At 43.2% G+C, this 21,675-nt stretch carries 17 protein-coding genes; 5 read left to right on the plus strand and 12 right to left on the minus strand.

What is annotated here, in order from left to right:
- Positions 1-25: 25 nt before the first annotated feature.
- Positions 26-619, minus strand: coding sequence for a TetR/AcrR family transcriptional regulator (locus tag AC622_RS19090; RefSeq protein WP_049672482.1), 594 nt, complete (start codon positions 617-619; stop codon positions 26-28).
- Between the two features lie 127 nt (positions 620-746).
- Here AC622_RS19090 and AC622_RS19095 point away from each other — a divergent pair, with 127 nt between their 5' ends.
- Positions 747-1,898, plus strand: coding sequence for a YhgE/Pip domain-containing protein (locus AC622_RS19095; RefSeq protein ID WP_049672483.1), 1,152 nt, complete (start codon positions 747-749; stop codon positions 1,896-1,898).
- Positions 1,899-2,027: 129 nt separating this feature from the next.
- On the opposite strand, the gene AC622_RS19100 is transcribed toward AC622_RS19095, so the two are convergent.
- The 4 genes from AC622_RS19100 to AC622_RS19115 form a co-directional block, all read right to left on the minus strand.
- Complete coding sequence (locus AC622_RS19100) at positions 2,028-3,269, minus strand: MFS transporter (protein ID WP_049672484.1); 1,242 nt, start codon at positions 3,267-3,269, stop codon at positions 2,028-2,030.
- 205 nt (positions 3,270-3,474) lie between these two features.
- Entirely contained in the window at positions 3,475-5,202 is a 1,728-nt protein-coding gene (locus tag AC622_RS19105) for an ABC transporter ATP-binding protein (RefSeq protein ID WP_049672485.1), read from the minus strand.
- A gap of 89 nt (positions 5,203-5,291) precedes the next feature.
- Positions 5,292-5,789: a methylated-DNA--[protein]-cysteine S-methyltransferase gene (locus AC622_RS19110; RefSeq protein ID WP_049672486.1), complete on the minus strand. Its 498-nt coding sequence runs from the start codon at positions 5,787-5,789 to the stop codon at positions 5,292-5,294.
- A gap of 79 nt (positions 5,790-5,868) precedes the next feature.
- Positions 5,869-6,684: a glycerophosphodiester phosphodiesterase gene (locus AC622_RS19115; RefSeq protein ID WP_049672487.1), complete on the minus strand. Its 816-nt coding sequence runs from the start codon at positions 6,682-6,684 to the stop codon at positions 5,869-5,871.
- Positions 6,685-7,013: 329 nt separating this feature from the next.
- Here AC622_RS19115 and AC622_RS19125 point away from each other — a divergent pair, with 329 nt between their 5' ends.
- Positions 7,014-8,648 (plus strand): MFS transporter, encoded by a 1,635-nt coding sequence (locus AC622_RS19125; RefSeq protein WP_049672489.1) that lies wholly within the window; start codon positions 7,014-7,016, stop codon positions 8,646-8,648.
- 33 nt (positions 8,649-8,681) lie between these two features.
- Here the strand turns inward: AC622_RS19125 and AC622_RS19130 are convergent, their stop codons facing one another.
- Entirely contained in the window at positions 8,682-9,299 is a 618-nt protein-coding gene (locus tag AC622_RS19130) for a DedA family protein (protein WP_049672490.1), read from the minus strand.
- 648 nt (positions 9,300-9,947) lie between these two features.
- Between AC622_RS19130 and AC622_RS19135 the strand changes: the two genes are divergently transcribed.
- On the plus strand, positions 9,948-11,318 hold the full coding sequence (locus tag AC622_RS19135; RefSeq protein WP_049672491.1) for a polysaccharide deacetylase family protein: 1,371 nt from the start codon (positions 9,948-9,950) through the stop codon (positions 11,316-11,318).
- A gap of 94 nt (positions 11,319-11,412) precedes the next feature.
- On the opposite strand, the gene AC622_RS19140 is transcribed toward AC622_RS19135, so the two are convergent.
- The 3 genes from AC622_RS19140 to AC622_RS19150 are packed head-to-tail and all read right to left on the minus strand — an operon-like array spanning position 11,413 to position 15,584.
- On the minus strand, positions 11,413-12,792 hold the full coding sequence (locus tag AC622_RS19140; RefSeq protein WP_049672492.1) for a sensor histidine kinase: 1,380 nt from the start codon (positions 12,790-12,792) through the stop codon (positions 11,413-11,415).
- Positions 12,776-13,459: a response regulator transcription factor gene (locus AC622_RS19145; protein ID WP_049672493.1), complete on the minus strand. Its 684-nt coding sequence runs from the start codon at positions 13,457-13,459 to the stop codon at positions 12,776-12,778. The genes AC622_RS19140 and AC622_RS19145 overlap by 17 nt, the downstream gene beginning before the upstream one ends.
- Before the next feature lie 28 nt (positions 13,460-13,487).
- Positions 13,488-15,584, minus strand: coding sequence for an MMPL family transporter (locus AC622_RS19150; RefSeq protein WP_049672494.1), 2,097 nt, complete (start codon positions 15,582-15,584; stop codon positions 13,488-13,490).
- 329 nt (positions 15,585-15,913) lie between these two features.
- On the opposite strand from AC622_RS19150, the gene AC622_RS19155 reads away from it, so the two are divergent.
- Complete coding sequence (locus AC622_RS19155) at positions 15,914-16,222, plus strand: hypothetical protein (protein ID WP_049672495.1); 309 nt, start codon at positions 15,914-15,916, stop codon at positions 16,220-16,222.
- A 248-nt stretch (positions 16,223-16,470) separates the two neighbouring features.
- Here AC622_RS19155 and AC622_RS19160 read toward each other — a convergent pair whose 3' ends face one another.
- The gene (locus AC622_RS19160) at positions 16,471-18,438 is read right to left on the minus strand and encodes an LTA synthase family protein (protein ID WP_049672496.1); all 1,968 of its coding nucleotides are present in this window, start codon (positions 18,436-18,438) and stop codon (positions 16,471-16,473) included.
- A gap of 167 nt (positions 18,439-18,605) precedes the next feature.
- Positions 18,606-19,082 (minus strand): NUDIX domain-containing protein, encoded by a 477-nt coding sequence (locus AC622_RS19165; RefSeq protein ID WP_049672497.1) that lies wholly within the window; start codon positions 19,080-19,082, stop codon positions 18,606-18,608.
- Positions 19,083-19,561: 479 nt separating this feature from the next.
- Here AC622_RS19165 and AC622_RS19170 point away from each other — a divergent pair, with 479 nt between their 5' ends.
- Positions 19,562-20,473 (plus strand): SH3 domain-containing protein, encoded by a 912-nt coding sequence (locus tag AC622_RS19170; RefSeq protein ID WP_049672498.1) that lies wholly within the window; start codon positions 19,562-19,564, stop codon positions 20,471-20,473.
- Positions 20,474-20,600: 127 nt separating this feature from the next.
- Here the strand turns inward: AC622_RS19170 and AC622_RS19175 are convergent, their stop codons facing one another.
- Entirely contained in the window at positions 20,601-21,650 is a 1,050-nt protein-coding gene (locus AC622_RS19175) for a 2,3-butanediol dehydrogenase (RefSeq protein WP_049672499.1), read from the minus strand.
- Positions 21,651-21,675 lie beyond the last annotated feature (25 nt).

Consider the following 21,675-nt stretch of genomic DNA (forward strand, 5'->3'; position numbering starts at 1 on the left):
ATGATCTATTGCGTCAATACGCTGCTCAGTCTTCTCCCCTCTTTTGAATAAAAGAAATAATATCAATATATAATGCAGTTATTTCCTCAGGCGTTTTGTCTAGGTCATTTCGCACCCATTGTTCAATTAAACCTAAGAAGGCAGAGGTAATAAAGGATAGATAGTATTCCATCGGGACATTTAAACCTGCATGGCTGCTTTCATGTTTCTCTAAATTAACACGCACTTTTTCCGTGAAGGCATCTCTAAATCGGAGATGAAAGCCTGCTCTTCCATGGTTGCTCAGAAATATTTTCAATAAGGGCGCATGCATCTTAATCGAGCTGAATAAAGCAGCAGCTAATTGCTCTTGCCCTTTTTCAAATGTCTGCATAGATGAATAGCGGAATTGTAATTCATCAATATGATTTCCTAGATCTCTAAACAATTGCTGCTCGATTCGATCGAGCAAATCATACTTATCTAGATAATGTAAATAGAATGTTCCACGGTTTATTTGAGCCTTTTTTGTAATATCTCCGACAGTAATGGCTTCAAACGGTTTCTTCTCTAATAGTTGCAGAAAGGAACGTTGAATCGTTTGTTTCGTTCTTCGATTTTTCTCCTCATATATGCCCATCACAATCACCTTTTCTCAAAATTGAACACATTGTTCATTTTGTTCATTGCTTCCTCTCTCTCTCGATTATAAAATAAGCAATAATTACTAAACAACATGTTGAACATTTGAAAGGGATGGATTTTGTTTGAGATTATTTAAAGAAAAATTAGCATGGGCAGCTCCCCTCGCGGTCATTTTAATTATCGCCTTATTCTCCGTGAACCTCTTTGCACAAGGAGACCCAAAGGTACGAAATTTACCGGTTGCCCTCATTGTCAATGATGAAGGTGAACATGTAGAGGCTGTTCAAACAGCCGTTGAACAAATGAGTAAAGGCACAGAAAGCGAAGAACCGATGTTAGCTTTTACAAATGAAAAGGAAGAAGATATCGAGGAACTATTTGATGATAAAAAATATTACGCGGCATTAGTCATTCCAGAAGGGTATAATGATTCATTGCAAAATGCGATGAAGAACAATGCTGCAGCAACTTTACAAGTGTATATTAACCAGGGGTATAACGCGACAGGCGCCAACTATGCGAAAACGGCCTTAAATGCTTTGATTTCACAATTGAGCAGTCAATATTCCACAAGCTTTGTAGCACAAATGGGCGACCAGCAAATTGGTGCAGACAAAGCAGCCGTTTTAGTTGACCCAATTGTTTCAGAGGAAAAGATATTCAATGCCATTACTGCTTCAACAGCAAACGGCAGTGCGCCAACCTTAATGGCCGTACCTGCCTGGGTCGGTGCCTTAATTGGCGGCTTCATACTATTCCTTGTTACATCTGGCATCTTTAAGAAAGAATTATTAACACGGAAGCAAGCCTTACGCCTAATGGGCGGTCAAGCTTTATTCGGTATAATCATCGCCCTGTTCTCAGGGTTCACCGTTGCAACACTTGGCTTAATCGCCGGTATTAATATGCCAAGCTATTTCTTAGTTGGATCATTCGTATCGTTTGCAGCATTCTGTTTCTTCTTATTAGTATCCGGAGTCACTTCCTGGATTGGAAAGCCAGCCATCACATTATTCATGGTTGTCATGTTGCTTGGGATGGGGGTTTTAATGACACCAAAAGAGATGCTCCCAGATTTCTTTGTCAACTTCATTCGTCCATGGGTGCCAATCCGTTTTGCTTCTGAAGGGTTACGTGAGATTTTCTACTTCGGCAGTGGATTCTATACCGGACAATCCTTTAACATTATTTTAGGAATCGGGATTTCCGGTCTTGTTATGTATCTTTTATCTATATTTAAACCAGTTCGTTCGCCAAAAGCGAAAGCGAAATAAACGTGTGGGCAGTGACAATTTAAGCCCCCTTCCTAATGAAAGCATGAAAAGCCAACCTTTTGCGGTTGGCTTTTCCCGTTTATTGGAATTAGGATTACCTTTTCAAGTCCACTAAAAAGCAACATTCATCTATGCTGCTTTTCGAACAAGAGGGTTCGCCACCATAAGTAAGACAATGATGATACCGAATGCCGCAATCGCCAAGAACATTTGCTGTACACTGATAAATGTCATAAGAATCCCTGCCAGTAAGAGAGAAGCAGGATTCACTCCCTCAAGCAGTACTCTCATCGTACTTTGCGAGCGTCCAATAACCTCTCTTGGAATCTTGACCATGAAAAGTGTGCTTAGCGTAATATTCACGAGTGTACTCCCTGCTCCGGCAAGCCCAATGAATAGGCAGCTGATGATAAAGTTCGTGATGACCCCTAAGCCGGCAAACGGCAATAGTATCATGAGCAGCCCAATGACAATGGGATAAATTTTCGGTCGGTCAGCAAAGAAATTGATGGCAATTGATCCTGTTAGAATACCGATAAAGAAGGCTACTTCAATAATGGCAAGTTGAGACGGATTATTTACATAAGCCGGCAAAAGAAGCTCGACCGGTGCAAACATAAAGTTAATCAAGACGAGATAGATAATCATGGCACGTAATATCGGAGCCCTTATGATAGTATGAAATCCTTCCTTCAAATCAGTCATAAAGACACTTCTATTCAACTTCTCTGGCTTCTTTGCCAATAGTTCAGGCTGATTAATCAATCGGATAAAGACAAAAGATAAAAGAAACATAATCGCATTGAATAAGAAAGCAAAACGGAGACCTATGGCCAGCAATATACCTGCGATAACCGGTGCTGCCAATCCGGTGACAACCTGTACTGTAGAGGACGCGCTTTGAGCACGAATCATGAGCTCATCAGGCACGATTGAACGAATCGCTACTGCTCTTGCAGGTGTAAAAAAGGCACTGAAACTTGAGACGATAAACGCTGAGACAATTAACATCCATGGTGCAAGCAGGTCTAGTACGAATAACGTAAATAACCCAAATAGGGCAAGCGACCGGAATATGTCGGCAGCAAGCATAATATTCTTTTGATTCCCACGGTCCACAATGACCCCTGCAAATATGCCAAGGATAATCGTTGGAATCACTCCAGCAGCAAGCACATACGCCATATGGACAGACGATCCTGTCAATTCCTTCATCGACCAAACAAGGGCCAAGGTATATACCCCATCACCCAGCATGGCGATTGCCTGCCCAAAAAGCAAATAGCGATAATTCCTAATTTGGAGTAAGTCTTTCATACTGCTCTTTTTTAAGGAATTTTCTGCCGGTTCCTTGACAGCTGTTTCTTCCAATATACAAACACCCCTGACTTGTTATCTATTATCCGTAAGGTTCGTCTAGATGTTAATTGGCAAGTTGATAAAATCTAATAGCTGAAATAAAGCGGCTATGATGAGGAGAACTGAGGTGCAATTTAAGGAGAGATTGTTACTATGATGATTATTTTATCATTTTAGAATATTTTAACAATATTTTTTCATAGAAAAAAGCCATAGTTTACACCATGGCTTTCTCTCCAAATTGAATCCGATGTAGATTCGCAAATACTCCATTATGGGCAAGGAGCTCCTCATAAGTACCGTCTTCCTCAATTCCTTTTTCTCCAACCACAATTAGTCGGTCAGCATTGCGGATCGTGGCAAGCCTGTGGGCGATGACCAAGGTTGTCCGATTTGCGGCAAGCTCCTCCAATGATTGTTGGATAATCCTCTCTGTCTCTGTATCAAGAGCGGATGTTGCTTCATCAAGGATTAAGATTGGCGGATTTTTCAGGAACATCCTCGCAATCGCGAGTCGTTGTTTCTGGCCGCCTGATAGTTTTAAGCCGCGTTCTCCGATTTCTGTCTCATAGCCATCCGGCAATGCCTCAATCATGCTTTCAAGATGGGCCTTCCTCGCTGCCTCCTTGATTTCCTCAAAGGACGCATCAAGTTTTCCATAGGCAATATTCTCACGAATCGTACCCGTAAAGAGGAACACATCCTGCTGGACAATCCCAATCTGCTTGCGCAAGGATTCAAGTGTCATCTCCCGAATATCAATACCGTCAATCTTGATTGCGCCTCCGTCCACATCATAAAAGCGAGGTATTAACGAGCAAATTGTCGTTTTCCCTGCCCCAGAAGGACCTACGAAAGCCGTTGTTTCTCCTGCTCTTAACGAAAGGGAAATATCACTTAACACTGACTTAGATTCATCATAACGGAAATCCACATGATCAAATTGTATATCCCCATTTAAATGATTGACCACGATGGCATTTTTCTTATCCTGAATATCAGGCTCTTGTTCAATCAGCTCGAGGAACCGTTTGAAGCCGGCCATTCCTTTTGGATACAGCTCAAGCAATGCGCTGATCTTATCAATTGGCTTCACGAGGACATTTGTATAGAGGACGAAGCTGACCAATTCCCCATAGGTAAGATTGCCATTAAAGCTCAGCCATGCCCCGACAATCAGAACAAGCAATGTCAAAAGACGCGTCATCATGTAGATGGAGGAATGCGTCCATGCCATGACCTTATAGGCACGCAATTTCGCCAAGCGGAATTTCCCGTTGTTTTTCCTGAAACGATTCATTTCGTAGGATTGATTCGTAAATGATTGCACAACACGTACACCAGAAACACTGTCCTCCACTCGAGCATTCACATCCGCAATCTCCCCGTACATGTCCTTCCATGCTGCATTCATCTTCTTATTACTGAAGACAACGAGCCACGTTAAGAATGGCACGAGGATAATGGCGACGATGGCTAAGGTCGGATTGATATTGAACATAATCAGGAAGGCCCCAATGAACGTCATGATGGCAATAAAGGCATCCTCCGGTCCATGGTGGGCAAATTCGCCGATATCAAATAAATCATTCGTAATCCGGCTCATGACATGTCCTGTTTTCGTATTATCAAAGAATCGGAAGGACTGACGCTGAACATGGTTAAACAGCTCCTGTCTCATATCCGTCTCTATATTCGTCCCAAGCTTATGGCCAAGATAATTCACAATGAACTGCAGGAATGTGCTGAGCAGGTAAACGAAGAGAAGCAATACTCCTACCGTCACAACCATTCCCCAATCCCCTGTTGGGAGCAATTCATCAATAAATCGCTGAACAGCCACCGGGAAAGCAAGCTCCAGCAAAGCTACAATGATAGCGCTGGTAAAATCTATCATAAACAGCCGTTTATGTGGTTTATAGTATGAAAAGAATTTTCTTAGCATGGTGATGTTCCTTTCTCCACCAAATGGTAGATATTCATTATACCAATTTCTCCTATGATACATTAAGCCAAATAAAAAAGCCCCTGTTTTTACAGAGGCTGAGGAGTTTGTATTCTGCGTTTCGCGATAATGTCCTTTTCATGCTTCAATAGCCATTCCTTTCGCCAAACACCGGATGCATAGCCGACCATCTTACCGTTTGCCCCGATAATGCGGTGACAGGGAATCAATACACAGACAGGGTTCCTTCCATTGGCGCTGCCTACAGCACGCACAGCCTTCTCGTTGCCTGCTAAGGAAGCAATGTCCTTATAAGAAGCAGTCGCCCCGTATGAAACAGACGTAAGGGATTCCCAAACTCTCTTCTGAAAAGCCGTGCCTTCAAATAGGTAAGGCACCGAAAAATCAAGCCGTTCGCCGCGAAAGTATTCATCAAGCTGACGGGCACACTCGACCATCACAGCTGGTGTCTCCTCCCGCTGCGTGTAAATGATCTCTTCCCGCTCCTTAAACAAAACGGACGTGACTGCCTCTTCTGTACCGCCAATCTCAATAATGCCAAGCGGCGATGGATAATCGAGTTTCATTGTAACAACCACTTCTAGCACGCTCCCTTCATACTAAAAGGGTAGCACAAGACGGCTACCCTTCCAATTCTCAATACAATTATTTTACATAATCCGGATAATCCGTAATAATGCCATCCACCTTCATATCAAGCAGGAATTGAACGGTATCCCTGCTTCTCGCTGTCCAGGACTGAACCTTCATGCCTGCATCATGGGCTTTCGTCACGAGCTCTTCGGTGACAAGGCCATAGCTTGGGTTGAAGTATTCGGCATAGTCAGCAAACTGTTCAATGGCCGTATCCGTTGTATCTGAGGCTCGATTGATGAGAACACCGATTGGCATGCGCGGCAGTAATTGATCCGCTTTTTTCATCGAATCAAAATTAAAGGATTGAACGATGACTTTTTCATTGCGCGGTTTGTCAAGATGATAGGCCTTCAGGAGATTGGCAACCTCTTCTTCAATTCCGGGATATAGTTCTGGAGATTTCAATTCGATTAAGATGCCAATCTTCCCTTTATACCTTTTCAGCACCTCTTCAAATGTTGGCACCTTCTCTCCCTTAAAGTTTTCTGACATCCAGCTGCCTGCATCAAGGGAGCGGATTTCTTCAAACGTCAGGCTCCCGACTTTCCCTGTCCCGTCGGTCGTACGGTCGACGGTAGTGTCATGGATAATAACGAGCTTCCCATCCTTTGTTCGTTGAACATCCACTTCAATATAATCAGATTTCATCTTCACTGCACGATCAAAGGCGGCAATTGTATTCTCAGGAGCATAGCCAGACGCTCCGCGGTGGGCAACCACCTCTGTCTTGTGATGACCTGCCGGTTCCTTTGCCAATGTTTCCTGCTCTGGCGCCCATAATAATGCAGCGGACAACCCAATCACTAATCCTGCCATCTTCCTCATACTTCACCACTCCCCATTTCGATTTTCCAACCATATTTAGTGTAAAAGAGGAGCATGAATAATAAATGGAGAACAGGTAAATTTTAGGTGATAAATGGATGACAAAATTCAGGATATTGCACCTAGAAAATGATACAAACAAAATGGGAAAACCGGCCTTTGCCTTGTCTATCTCTATTGCTTTAGAGCATGTAATCCCTTTTTATCCACACATATTATTCCTGCTTTCTACATATCTTTTTTCAAGTATTTTGATGAACAGCACACTTCCTTCTGAAGGTAGAACGCTGGTATAATATGTATAACACTAGTATAGGGAGGACAATACAATGACAGAGAAACAATCCTCTCAGACATGGGCCCTCACCCTTTTCTCCATCGGGGTGTTCATGGCTGCTCTGGATAACGGGATTATCAGCGCTGCTTTAACGACAATCAACGGTAACTTTGGCGTAAGCGCAAACTGGGGAGCCTGGGGAGTCACATTGTATACATTGGGCCTGGCTATCAGCGTACCGATTATCGGGAAACTTTCTGACCGTTATGGACGAAAGAAACTATTCATTATTGAAATAGCCATCTTCGGAATTGGTTCTTTGCTCGTAGCCTTGAGCCCAAACTTTACATTCTATTTAATCGCCCGCTTCATCCAAGCGATGGGCGGCGGCGGAATTTTCATCATCGGGAGCTCGCATGTTCTCAGTACTATGCCGGCTGAAAAGCAAGGGAAAGCACTAGGAATGCTTGGCGGCATGAATGGGATTGCCTCCGTCATCGGACCAAACCTCGGAAGCTTTCTTCTTGATTTAACAGGCAATTGGCATGTTTTATTCTTAATTAACGTGCCAATTGCCATCGCACTTGTCATTTTAGGCTTTATGAAGCTTGAAGAAACAAAGGATCCGGTTACAGGAAGATTGGACCTATTCGGGACCGTTCTGCTCTCCTTATCCATCCTTGGCATCATGTATGGCTTAACGAATATTGAGGGTGTTCATTTCTTTGACAGCCTGCTTGAGCCGAATGTATATGGATTCTTGCTTGGCGGCCTTTTCTTGTTCGCAGTCTTGCTCGTACATGAAAGCCGGACGGAGAAACAGGGAAAAGACCCAATCTTGCCGTTTCGTTTATTGCGTCAGCCAACCTACTTGCTGACCTTGTTGATTGGCGCCTTTTCTGGAGCGTTACTGGCCGGAATGATTTTCATTCCAGCATTTTCAGAGCAGGTACTTGGCATTGCCCAAGAGAATGCCGGCTATTGGATGACGCCGCTCGCACTTGCAGCTGGCGTTGGAGCAGCATTTGGCGGCGGATTGGTCGATAAGAGAGGACCTATTCTCGCAGTGGTTCTATCCGGCCTCATCTCGGCGATTGGCTTCTTCTTATTCCCGGCCTGGATTGACGTTAAGTGGCAATTTGTCATCTCTTCCTGCATCGCTGGTTTAGGGATGGGAATTATTCTTGGGGCGCCGCTCAATATTCTGGCAACGGAAAGACTGCACTCGGATAAGGGTACAGCCATCTCTACCTTATCCCTATCACGCCAGATTGGGATGACCATTGCGCCAACCATTTATGCCGGCTTTATTGCCCGCGGGTTCAATGAGCTTCCAAGCTTGTTCAAAACCGAATTCCCAGGAATCCTGCAGGACAATATCAAGGCAGCTAATCTCGGACCCGAGGGGCTTGCTGAGCTCGGCACTCTCACCTCTCAAATGTCCGGCGGTACAAGCGGCATGACAGAGGCTGAAATGAATCAGGTCATCAGCCAAATTCAGGACCCAGCCTTAAAGGACGCCGTCCTGTCCAGCGTGCAAGAGGTAACCACGATGGCAGCACAAAATGGGTACAGCGGCCTCTTCTACACCGCTGTTGTCATTGCCGTCTTAATCATTATCGCAACCGCCATCATGGCACCAATCAGAAAGAAAACGGCGGTAACAAAACAATCTGAAGCCAAATAATAAAAAGAAGCATTCCTAGCGGAATGCTTCTTTTTATTTCTCTACTTTAATGAACTTCTTACGGACATACCAAATCACAAACGCAAGGAAGAGGAGTACAAGCAAGACATAGACAACATTGGAGTAATAATCCATGTAGTGTACGATGGACTCCCATGAATCCCCTACCATCGCACCGATGGTGACAAGTACGACATTCCAAATGAATGTCCCAATCGTTGTCAGAAGGAGAAAGGTCACAAAATTTATTCGTGCCATTCCAGCCGGTATGGATATTAAGCTCCGAATCAATGGGACAAACCGGCAGAAGAATATTGTCCAAAGCCCATACTTATGGAACCAATTGTCGGCCTTCTCCACATCCTCGATTGTTACACGAAGGATATGGCCATAACGTTTCACAATCTTTTCTATTCTTTCTTTGCCAAGAAGCATGCCAAGACCATAGAGAATAACCGCTCCAATAATGGACCCGGCGGTAGAAACAGCCACAACACCTGTGACGGTCATGCTAGTCTCGGCTGTCATGGCTCCCCCGAATGTTAAAATCACCTCAGATGGGATGGGCGGAAATATGTTCTCAACCGCAATCAAAAACAAGATTCCTATGTAGCCAAACTGATCCATTATATCGATAATCCAATTTTCCATTCTTAAACTCCCTTACTGCATATACATTTAGTCGCTCAATTTATTTATATGGTGTCAATTGAATGGCTAGTACAACTAGGACATTCTATAATTTTCCTCAAGTAGTAAATCCCGTTCATTATCTCTTAATTATACCATTCAGGCAAATAATATGTTGAATACATCTCCTCAATTGTTGACCTAAAAATACCTAAAGTGGCCACCCATGAAATCGTCCGGTGGTCATTTTTCTGCCTTTATTAGCTGCTTCAATCAGCTCATTTTCTGTCGGGAGCCTTCTTTTTCTTTTCCGCAATAAATCCATAGATGTGCGTACCACTATTTTGTAGAATCAGCTTTTCGGCGCATCGGAGTAGTGAAGCATTCCTATTAATGACAAAGCTTTATCAATAAATCGCACGCAGCTTGTTCGTTTCTAGCATAATTTTAAGCAAAGCGCTAAAAGCCATCCTTGTGCTGTAACAAAAGAAATTAATTCATTTGCATAGAATCTCCTTTTGACTTCATAGACAGGTTCGTAAATAATAGATACGTTACATAATAGACTACCTATCTAGCATAAAAGGGGTTATATTTTTGGGGAGATGCAAACTTTTAGGCTGGGATAGCCGTCTATTACTTGCAAATTAAATCTGGGAGAGACATCAAATGGGAAAGAGCAGACTCAAAATACTGAAACGAAAAAAGCAGCTTCGAATCTTTGGTTTACTCATAAGCATAGTGGCAATCAGCTTTGCCATTAAATTATCTTGGTCCAAAACGGCCACTACCACTGCACCTTCTGGCAAAACCGATGAAATGTATAAGCAAGTGGAAATTTCAACCCTATCAAAAGGACATGTTTCAGTTGAATATCCTCTCTTTCATCTAGACAGCGTAGACCAGCAAATCAAGATTTATCTCGATTCTCTTCTGGAAACAATCGAGAATACAACGGACAAGGAAAAGGTCACCCTCTCCTATAAGATTCATCATTACAGCAACCAAACCTTATCCATCTCTTTTCTGGAATCAAAACGGCCAATAAACCTTCTGACGATTGATTTAAAGAAGGGAAAAGTCATCACCTTTGATGACCTTATCAAGGTTGAGCCTGACAGCGATTGCTTGGACTTGCTTTCCGATATAGCTTTTGCTGAAATCAAAAAAAATAATTCCTCTGCCCTCTCGGATAAAGAGATTAAAAAAATGACGGCCCCAATTGCGGAAAACTATAATCAATTTATTATTTATAACCAAGCAATTGTCTTTGATTTGCTGCTCAATGATGAAAAGGAAAGTTATCAACTGGCCATCAGTAAGGAATTACTCAATGATTATCTTACAGATACCTATAAGGCTGGAGAGAACCATGATGATCTTTCAGGAAACTACGAGCCTGCCAATATCATTACGGAACGCTCAACAAAGGAAAACACATTGTCAATTGATGAAAAGGTCATTGCCCTTACCTTTGATGATGGGCCAAGAGCAGGTGTGACAAATGTGATTCTTGATGCGTTAAAGAAGTATGACGCAAAGGCTACCTTTTTTGTCCTCGGCTCAAGATGTGAAGCCGGTGCTGACCTTCTTAAGAGAATGGCAGATGAGGGCCATGAGATTGGCAATCATACTTGGGATCATCCTAAGATGACATCAGAGGGCGCAAGCGGAATTGTTAAGCAGATTGACCGTACAAATGAGATTGTTAAGCAGATTACCGGTACAGCACCGACATTATTCCGCCCTCCCTATGGATTGTATGATGAACGTGTCAGCAGCTATGTCGGCAAAGAGAACCTCGTCTTATGGGATGTTGACACACTGGATTGGAAACTCCGCAATGCTGACTTAGTCGTCCCAAATGCTTTAAGTACGGTTAAAGAGGGCAATATTATTTTAATGCACGATATTTACTCCTCTACTGCAGAAGCAGCTGTTGCCATCATTCGCGAGCTTTCACGGCAAGGCTATGAATTTGTAACCGTCTCAGAATTGCTAGAAATCAAGAAACAAAGATTGGAAGATTCCAATCTATAAATAAAAAGCAGAAGGGCTTTGATTTGCATCACCCTCCTGCTATTTTGACTCCCACAAGGCTCTGTTAAGAGCTCTTTTTTTTGCCCTTAAAGCTTCATTCCGGGAGGAAGACCTTGAAGCTGCTTCCTTCCCCAGACTCACTTTCTAGACTGATTTTTCCTCCATGGAGCTCAACGATTTCTTTTACTATGGAGAGACCGAGTCCGGTTCCATCCTTCTTCTTCCGAGCCTCATCAACTCGGTAGAAGCGCTCAAATATTTCTTCTTGATGAGCCTTCTCGATACCAATGCCTGTATCCTTGATAAGGACTTCAATATTTCCTTTCGCAGCTCTGCATATAATTTGGATGCGGCCGCTCTCATTCGTATATTTAATCGCATTAGAGAGAAGGTTTTCCCATACGTTCAAGAGAAGCTCTTCGTCTGCCGTTATATAGCATTCATCAAGCTGATACGAGAGTTCAATTCCTTTCTCCTCAAGAAGCCATTGGATTTTACGGATGACTTCTTTTAGCTGCTGATTAATGCAGACCCTTTTTTTCTTGAGCGGGTAGGCGCCCTGGTCCAGTGAGGTTAACAGCAAGAGCTGCTTCGTCAAGCTGGACAGATGCCTTGCTTCCCTGTCTATGATACTGGCATATTCCTGATAGTCTTCCTCATTCGGCTGACCACTTTGGAGGAGCTCTGCATAGCCTTGAATGTTCATAAGCGGTGATTGGAAATCATGAGAAACATTATTGATAAATGTCTTCCTTGCCTTATCATTATGGGCGAGCTGCTTTTGCATCGAGTGAAAGCTTTGAGCGAGCTGTCCAAGCTCATCCCTTCTTGATATTCTAAGCTCATAATCATAGTTTTCATTCGCGACGGCTTTTGTTGCCTCTGTTAGCTGCGTAATCGGGCGAATCAGCTTTCTTGTCATTAGAATGACCCCGACTATGCTGACAATCGCAATGGTGAAGACAAAGCCTGCAATAACCATATGCATGTCCGAGAAAAGCATTTTATTCGTCGGCCTCAAGAATAATCCATACGATTCCCCTTCCAACTGAAGCGGAGCGCCGACCGTATTTTCCAGCTTATTGGAGAAATGACTCATCATAAGGAAGCGGTCTGAGAAATTCCGCATGCCATGAAAGACTTTCCCATTCAGTACCGTTTGCACCGCTTCATCAGAAAGAGCAGAATCTGCAAAATCATCACCAAATGATTTCATGTTTCCCAACCTATCTACTAAAACCATTTGATATCCAAGCTTAGCAATCGTGTCTAAATATCCTTCTGCGGCCTTCTTCGAATCATGGGTTTGTTCAACACTTGAGATAATCTCTTCAGCAACCGCGACATTCTGACGATCAACCTTTTCCTTTGTAAAGGCAAAATAAACCGTATTGGCCAGGGCAAAGGCAATAATCATACTGCTCAAAAGAATAAACAACGTCGCTACGATAAACTCCTTATACAGTGTTCTCATCGCACACCTCGAGTTTATACCCGACCCCGCGGATTGTCTGTATCTCAACCCCAGCACGATAACGCTTCAGCCGCTCTCGCAGTCGATTGATATGAGTGTTAAGGGTTAATTCATTGCCCTCATAATCATAGCCCCATGTCTGCTCAAGCAAATAGGCTCTGGAAAGCACCTTGCCGGCTTTTGAAGCTAAGAGAGAGAGCAGTTCAAATTCCTTCATAGGCAGCATGAAGGTGTGACCGTCTACCGCCACCTCATAGTTCTCCCGATCAATTCTCATATTGCCGATCTCAATAATCATCTCCATCGAACGCTCGAAACGACGCAGGACAACAGCAATCCGGAACAATAACTCCTTCGGTTCAAACGGCTTTACTAAGTAATCCTCCGACCCGGCAAGAAATCCCTTCTCCTTATCAGCAAGCTGACCCTTCGCTGTTAATAAAATAACGGGTACCTCCATATCACGCGCCAGGATTCTTGTAAGCTCAAATCCATTCATGCCCGGCATCATGACGTCTACAACAGCTAAATCAACATCCTGATGTTCAAGTAAAGCGAGTGCTGCCTCAGCATCACTCGCTTGATAAACGGTATATCCTTCACGCTTCAAATGAATGGAAACCAATTGCAATATATCCCGGTCATCATCTACCACTAATATGCGCATTGCGATTCCTCCATTTACGCTTTATAGCTTATTTATCCTTCTCGAAGAAAAGAATCAAGGCTGGAAGCAGCATGCCCCTCACCAAGAATGTATCCAAGATAATTCCTATTGCTACCATAAAGCCGAATACGAATAAGTCTGCAATCGGCATCGTCATTAGGGCAGCAAAGGTCGCAGCTAGAATGATACCAGCACTGGAGATAACCCCTCCCGTGTTACGTATCGAGATTTCCAGTGCCTCCTTAACCGAATGCTTTGTGCGCTCCTCAAGGAATCTGGAAACAAGAATAATGTTATAGTCGATTCCAAGAGCAACAAGGAAGATAAAGGCATAGACCGGAACCCTTGTACTCACTGCATCATAGCCGAACAGCACATCCACTAGGAACAGTCCCAGTCCTAATGCAGAAGCATAGGAGAGCAGAATTGTCGCCATCATATACCACGGCATCTTGAATGAACGTGTCATGGCGAACAATAACACGAGGATCAGTAATGTCTCAAGAAGAACAATCTTAATGATGTCTCCGCTATTAACCTCACGTTCATCGGCAAGCTTAGCCGTTGTGCCTGTATAAGAGATGTCTGCATCAACATTCGCATCTTCTTGCAGTTCATTACTCTCCTCGCGCAATTCCCCAATGAAATCAATTGCCTCCGTTGAGTAAGGGTTCATCGTGAGGGAGACAGTTACCTTCGCCGCTTTCCCGTCATCTGTTATGCCTGACGGATTAGCTGAATTGATTTCATCAAACTCAGAGAGCCTTCCTGCGAATGCAGCAACCTGCTCCTCTGTCATTGCCTCATCACTCTCAAGCAAGACGGTCGTCTGTGCCAGATCTCCTTTATTAAACTTCTCTTCCACGATTTCGTAGCCAACACGTGATGGCAAATCTTCAGGGAAGTTCTTAACAGAGTTGAATTCAAAATCAAGATTAAACACATTCAATGCTGTTACAACCATGAAAATCGCGACAAGTCCGCCGGAGATCCCAGGCTTGTTCACGACAAACTTAGCAATTGGTCCCCAAATGCCATGCTTAACCTCTGATTCCTGTCCATATTTCGGAACTTTAGGCCAGAACGCCTTTCTCCCAAATAAGGTGAACAAGGCTGGAACAAGCGTAATAGAGGCAAGCATGATAATGAATATAGCCAAACCGAATACCGGAGCAAAGTTCTGATAATCGCGGAAATCAGCAAAGAACAAGATAAGCATCGCTGCCAATACCGTTCCGCCCGCGAAGAAGACCGGTTCACCCGTCGCACGCATTGCATGCTTCATCGCCTCATGTTTATCCTCATAATGATTCAGTTCCTCACGGAAACGCGAGAATACGAATAAGGAATAATCTATGACGGCCGCGAACAAGAGAATGCTCATAATCGATGTGGTTGAATTATTAATCTCAAGCCCGCCTGCACCTAGCAAAGCAACAGATTGATTCGCTACTTGATACACGATTACCGTAGCCAATAATGGAATGAACGCCAGCAGCGGCGAGCGGTAAATGACAATCAGCAATACTAAAATAATGAGAATGGTCGCAAATAATAATTTTAGGTCTGCTGATTCAAACAGCTTTGTCGTATCACCGGCAATTCCAGCTGGACCCGTAATATAGAAGTCTGTATCTAAATCCTTGGCAATATCATTGCCAATCTCAGATGCTTTATCATTGATACGGGAGTAATCTGAGTTGCCCAAACCCGCTTCAAGATTCATAGGGACAATCATGGTTGTCTTATCCTCTGATGCGAAAGCTGCAACAGCCTGCGGCGGCATCTGGGAAATGTCAACAATCTCTTCAATACCTTTTATATTCTCATCCATAATGCCGCTAAGGATTTCTTTTACCTCAGCAACATCAACGTCCCCATCCGGATTATTGAAGGCGAGAATCCCCGGGGTCCCCGTATCGCTCGGGAACCATTCATCTACCTTATTCTCGGCGACAATTGACTCCGCCTCATCAGGAAGCGATTGAAAGTTCGTCACCTTATAATCATTTAATTTTGGACCTGCGCTTAAACCAATCATGATAACCAACCAAGCGACTATCGTAATACGCATGCCCTTCTTGGTTGACACCCAATCGGTCACTGCGTGCAAAAACCTTTTCACTCTGTTTCCTCCTCTTAAAATAATGTCAAAGCTAGCATACTAAACCAATATAAATTTCATATAAACTTAGAAAGTTCGGCCTACTCTTCCATTCTACTCATAGAAACCGCAGTTTTGCACGCGTGATGCGGGTTTCCCTATCTAAGATAGAATATGACTCGGGTTGATGTTCACAAATTTTTCATTATTATAATCAATTAAAACTGCGATGATTGTGTAAAAAGGATACACCAATATATTTTCCAGAAAAAGGTTAATAACTACTTTCTTAGTCCGATATTAATCGTGTGAAATGAACCAATTATGAAATATTAGGGGGGGTGTAATGAATGAAGGTTAGGTTAAGAAATACTGCAGGCGTCGTTAAGGAAGTGAAAGTTGGCTTTAGCTGGACGACCTTTTTCTTCGGTTTCATTCCAGCTTTAATTAGAGGAGATTTAAAATGGGCATTAATTATGGTTGTTCTTGCCGGGGTTGCGGGTGTCTTCACATTAGGAGTCGGAGCTTGGATACCAGGTATCATATTCTCATTTGTTTATAACAAAATCTATGTTAAAAGCCTAATGGAAAAAGGCTATGTTCCGGAAAATGATTCCGATAAATCGGCTCTAATTTCTAGAGGCATCATTGCCGCATAAATAACTTACTATGAAGTCTGGTGAGATTTATTCTTACCAGACTTCATTTTTGTCCATCTGCAAAAGTAAATCAACAAAATCCACCTCCTCTTTCCACTATGTTTCCCGTGAAACATCCTAGGCCCGCTTTGATTATGAGACAGTTGGTCCCGAGAAAAAAAAGTCAATGTCAGATGGAAAGAACGTCTCTTAGATTCAAAAAAGCCATCCACAAAGGATGGCTTTTTTGCTTCTATTTCCCTATAGGTTCACTCTACTTCTTCATCATCCAGCCTGCTCGCATCCAGGCTGTAATCATACTCTGAACGGTCAACCGGCTCAAAGGCATCCGGCGAATGGAAACGGAGAAGATCTCCATTCACCACCCGGTCAGATAGTTGTAATTTATATTCGACGACTTCATGATACTTATTCGCTTCTTCTATTTTACTCTCATCAAGCGGCAACCCGGTCTCTGTGTCATAATAATCCCCGTCAACCGCGGTAACCGTCGGGCTGACGAAATCTCCGTTACGGAATGGGACAATTTCATCATGCTCTTTAGACAACAAATCAGTTCCAAAGTGAATATAATCCTTTGTCTCTTTGCCTAATAAATGAAGGATGGTCGGCAGAATATCAATCTGTCCGCCATAAGAATGGTTAATACCACCTTCCATGCCAGGCACCCTGATAAAGAATGGCACACGCTGCAGCTCTGATTTAGAGACAAACGGCGTGACTTCCTTCTCTAGTACTTCTTCCATTGCAGCATCGTGATTTTGTGAGATACCGTAATGGTCTCCATACATAATGATCATTGAGTTATCATACAGGCCTGATTCCTTCAGGTATGCAAAGAATTGCTCCAATGCCTCATCTGCATAACGTGCCGTTTGGAAGTAGTCATCAACGGACTGGTCACCTGTTATATGCGGTTCAATCGTGGTCTTATCCTGGTCCATCGAGAATGGATAATGATGCGTGACACTAATGAACTTCGCATAGAATGGCTGCGGCAGGGTCTCTAAGTACGGGATGGATTGTTCAAAGAAAGGCTTATCCATCAAGCCGTAATCCGCCAATTGCTCCGGGTCCATTTCATAGGAGCTGGCATCAAAGAAATGGTTGTATCCAAATGATTTATAAATCTCATTACGGTTCCAAAAGCTTCCTGTATTTGGATGAAAAACTGCTGATGTGTAACCTTCCTGACCCAATATAGCCGGGGCAGCCTGATACGTATTCATTCCCTTCATTGTGAAGGCTGACCCTTGCGGCAAGCCATACAAGGAATTTGACAGGATGAACTCTGCATCTGATGTTTTCCCTTGAGCCGTTTGATGGAAGAAGTTATCGAAATACATCATGTTCTTATCTTTTGTTAATGAATTGAGGAATGGAGTGACCTCCTCCCCGTGCAGCTCATAATCAATCAGGAACTCTTGGATCGACTCGAGATGAATCAAAATCACATTCATCCCTTCTGCCTTTCCGAAGTATTTAGGATTAGGCTCTGCATGATTCGAATTCGTAAAATTCACGACCTCTGTAATATCATTGCTGTCTGCCAAAACACGTTGCGCCGATGCCTTCGTGCTTTGCACCGCATCATAAACGGCATAATTGTACATCCCTAGATATTTCACGATATAGTTCCGGTCAAAGCCTCTTGTCAATAGCTGTGGACGGTCGCTCTCTGCCAACGCAAGATTCAATCCTGAGATGACAAGTCCGATTCCCATAAATGTTAAAGCCGCTCTTCTCTTCACAGTTCCCTCGGCCGACTTAATGTGCTTACTAAACAGCAAGATCATCAGCACGGCAAAGTCAATGAAGAACATGAAATCATACGGATTCAAAAGCGCCGTAATGCTCCCGCTCACATCCCCGAAATTCTGTGTTTGAAACAGGGTTGGCAGGGTTATGAAATCATTAAAGAAACGATAATACATCACATTGGCAAACAATAAGAATGATAGAAAGAAATAAAGCGCCATTAAGGCCGCGTATCTCCGTCTTCCCCTAAACAGCCAGGCCATTCCAAGTATAATGAGTGCAGAGCCCAAAGGGTTCATCAGCAGAAGGAATTGCTGAAGTATCCCTTGCACACCTAAGTCAAACTGCGTCACTTGCACCAAATACGTCTTCATCCAAAGCATCACAACGGCTATAAGGAAGAAGACACCAAACTGACTGCGTATCCTTTCTTCTAATTGTTCATGTATTCGTCTCATATATACCTCACTCTTTATTTACTATCCTTTACTCCACAATATCCTTACCCAATTAGGCTTCTTATATATCCACTTTTTTCATCTTTACCCAAGATTATAAAGCATAATAACCAATTGTATCATGATTCCAGCTAAAAACGAATTAAAACGGCGGCATAAGCGGGGACCTAGTCAGAAAAACCCCTTTCTATAGGTTCTTCAATCAATCTACTTCCCGTTCCACATTCATTGTACAGGATGATGGTTTCCTTCACATCGGGATATAGAACCACATTCTTCAGGTTCTTAAGCTTTATCCATTTCACATCCGTTTGGTTCATGTCTGGGTACTCTGGCCGCCTCGGTATAGAGCCATCCTTGCGCTTACAATCAAATATCAGCTGTAAAGAAACCGTGTCTCCATATTTATGATGACAGAGATGGGGAACATATTCATACACGAAAGCGAGCGGACCGACCTCGACCTCAATAGAGGCTTCCTCAAACGCTTCTCGGCAGGCAGCCTCTTTCACCGTTTCCCCAGGATTCACCCCGCCTCCCGGCAAATTATAATGAACGCCATGTTCATCTTTAAACTCGACTAATAATACGGCACCCTTTTCAATAATGAGCGCGCATGCTTTTACCCTAATATGACTAGTCATTCAAGTCGCCGCCTTATCCATTTTATTTTCCTAAATGACAGGAATAGATGATATCGAAATGAAATTCAACTACATTTAACTTGTTTGGTACATTCACCGTACAGGAAGAGAAGCAGGATGCCCTAGCAGAACGATCATTTAACTGCTGAATCAATAAGGAATCTAGATGAGTGTGAAAACAATCTCGTGAGCCTAGCTGAAGGCAAGTCGAATGATGAATGATGTGTATATCTTGGAGGTATGGAGCAGTGAAGAAGTTCATCAAACCCCCTCTCCCTAGCAGCAACTCAATCTCTTATAAGGAAAGCTAAGGTGCTACTAGAATGGAGCGGGCCTGCATATTAAGAACATTGGGAGGAACGGGCATCTAGAAACAGATCAGCAATGAATGCATTCCCTGCTAACCTTTTCAAAGATGAAACTTCAGCCAATATAACGGTATAATAAAAGATAAAACATGGCAGGAGGAATATGTATAAATGTATAGAAAAATCATCGTTTGTGTAGCATTTATTCTACTCTTATCTTCTTTTGGTTTCCACCATTCCTACGTTACCGGTCCCTTCAGTCCGAAAACGAAATCTGCAGAAGCTGCATCAGTCACCCAGTACAAAACAACCGCCAACCTCAACCTGAGAACTTCAGCCTCAACGAAGGGAAAGATTATCTTAACCATCCCTAAAGGAAAAACGGTTCAATACATCTCGAAATCAGGCACTTGGTATAAGGTTAAATACAAAACAAAGACCGGCTATGCCAGCTCCAAATACTTAACCAAGGTCCAAGCTAAGCTCGATGTTGAAAAGATGAAAAACCTCGGGAAATCAGAGCAAGTCATCCTAGTTACCAACAAGACGGCCGCCTCCAATAAAGCGACCATCCAAGCATTTGAGAAAACAAATGGCAAATGGAAACGCACCTACACCATGTCCGGCGTCATCGGGAAAAAGGGAATGACCAGTTCCAAAAAAGAAGGAGACATGAAAACACCAACCGGCAAGTATACTCTCGGTACCGCCTTCTATCGCTCCACTGTACCAACGACGAAACTATCCAAGAAAAAAATCACCGCAGATTCCGTTTGGGTGGATGATAGTAAAAGCCCGCTCTACAACACATGGCAATCCAAAAGCAAAACAAAAGGTCAATGGACCAGCGCAGAGAATATGAACATCTCACAATATGACGTAGGCTTTGTCATTAACTATAATACAAAGCGAACACCCTATAAGGGCTCGGCCATCTTCTTTCATGTAGAAGGAAAATCGGGCTACACAGCAGGCTGCGTAGCCACTTCCAAGAGCAACGTAAACAAAATACTCTCATGGGTGAAACCAGCGAAAAACCCAGTCATTATCATGACACCAGAAGCAGATATAGCTAAATACTAACAACATTTACCCCCTTGCTAAGCCTGGCAAGGGGGTTATTTAGAATATGATTGCAGCTGGAGCCGTAATTACCGGAAAAAGAAATCCCCAAGTGAAAATACTCACTCGGGGAAGGAATGTATTTATTTTATTTTTCTCCGCTTAACTTAACTAATATTTTTGATTGCGATTTATCGGTAGTTAAAGCTTCAAAGCCCTTTTCAACAATATCATCCAGCTCGATTTGTGAGGTAATGATTCCTTGTGGCTTTAATTGTCCAGTGCCCATCAGGTCTACTGTCTGCTGGAAGGAAGTTGGCGAATAGGCAATGGAGGATGTGATCTTCACGCCTGTATTGGTTAAATGCAATGGATTCCATTCAATAGGCCTAGCAAAAATAGAGACAATCACCATTGTGCCACGCGCTCTCGTAGCATCAATTGATTGAATATAGGTTTGAGTAACACCTGCTACCTCAAAGGTTACATCGACGCCATCTGGAACAATCGCCCGAATAGCTTTAACCGGATCTTCTTTCCCAGAGTTAATAATATGAGTAGCACCGAGTTCCTTTGCTTTCTCCAGTCGGCTTTCAGATAAATCTAAGGCAATAACCTTGCTGGCACCGGCTGCTTTAGCGGCAATAATGGTTAATAATCCAATGGGCCCTGCCCCAAATACAGCAACTGTATCACCAAATCGCAGGTCACCTTCTTTAACAGCTTGTACAGCGACAGCCATTGGTTCGACTAATGCACCATCTTGTAAGGTTAACGTGTCAGGGAGGAGATATACATTACTCTCCGGAACATTAGCATATGTCGTGAACCCGCCGTCACCATGGAGACCGATAAAGCTGAAGCCATCATAAATATCCATATCCTCAGGTTTATTGCCATATGTAAGTGTAGGATTGATTGCTACTCGGTCTCCTACTTTATATTTCGTAACACTTGATCCCACTTTCTCAATAACCCCTGCAAATTCATGCCCCATAGTAAGGGGAGCCGTTTCTCCAGTGAGGTCATCCTGCTTTTCTGCTGGCACGAATACTGGCCCTTCTTCGTATTCATGCAAGTCACTGCCACATATACCAGCCCATGCAACACGTACAGTTACTTCATTGTCCCGTAACTCTCTTAATTCTCTTTCCTCAATACGAATGTCTTTTCTTCCATGCCATACTGCAGCTTTCATAATCAACATCGCCTCCAAGGATTAA

The organism is Bacillus sp. FJAT-27916 (assembly GCF_001183965.1).
GTDB lineage: Bacteria > Bacillota > Bacilli > Bacillales > Pradoshiaceae > Pradoshia.

Coding starts and splice junctions, on each gene's coding strand:
- AC622_RS19090 (WP_049672482.1), bottom strand. CDS start 619: ATGGGCATATATGAGGAGAAAAATCGAAGAACGAAACAAACGATTCAA.
- AC622_RS19105 (WP_049672485.1), bottom strand. CDS start 5,202: ATGCTAAGAAAATTCTTTTCATACTATAAACCACATAAACGGCTGTTT.
- AC622_RS19110 (WP_049672486.1), bottom strand. CDS start 5,789: ATGAAACTCGATTATCCATCGCCGCTTGGCATTATTGAGATTGGCGGT.
- AC622_RS19115 (WP_049672487.1), bottom strand. CDS start 6,684: ATGAGGAAGATGGCAGGATTAGTGATTGGGTTGTCCGCTGCATTATTA.
- AC622_RS19125 (WP_049672489.1), top strand. CDS start 7,014: ATGACAGAGAAACAATCCTCTCAGACATGGGCCCTCACCCTTTTCTCC.
- AC622_RS19130 (WP_049672490.1), bottom strand. CDS start 9,299: ATGGAAAATTGGATTATCGATATAATGGATCAGTTTGGCTACATAGGA.
- AC622_RS19135 (WP_049672491.1), top strand. CDS start 9,948: ATGGGAAAGAGCAGACTCAAAATACTGAAACGAAAAAAGCAGCTTCGA.
- AC622_RS19140 (WP_049672492.1), bottom strand. CDS start 12,792: ATGAGAACACTGTATAAGGAGTTTATCGTAGCGACGTTGTTTATTCTT.
- AC622_RS19145 (WP_049672493.1), bottom strand. CDS start 13,459: ATGCGCATATTAGTGGTAGATGATGACCGGGATATATTGCAATTGGTT.
- AC622_RS19155 (WP_049672495.1), top strand. CDS start 15,914: ATGAAGGTTAGGTTAAGAAATACTGCAGGCGTCGTTAAGGAAGTGAAA.
- AC622_RS19160 (WP_049672496.1), bottom strand. CDS start 18,438: ATGAGACGAATACATGAACAATTAGAAGAAAGGATACGCAGTCAGTTT.
- AC622_RS19165 (WP_049672497.1), bottom strand. CDS start 19,082: ATGACTAGTCATATTAGGGTAAAAGCATGCGCGCTCATTATTGAAAAG.
- AC622_RS19170 (WP_049672498.1), top strand. CDS start 19,562: ATGTATAGAAAAATCATCGTTTGTGTAGCATTTATTCTACTCTTATCT.
- AC622_RS19175 (WP_049672499.1), bottom strand. CDS start 21,650: ATGAAAGCTGCAGTATGGCATGGAAGAAAAGACATTCGTATTGAGGAA.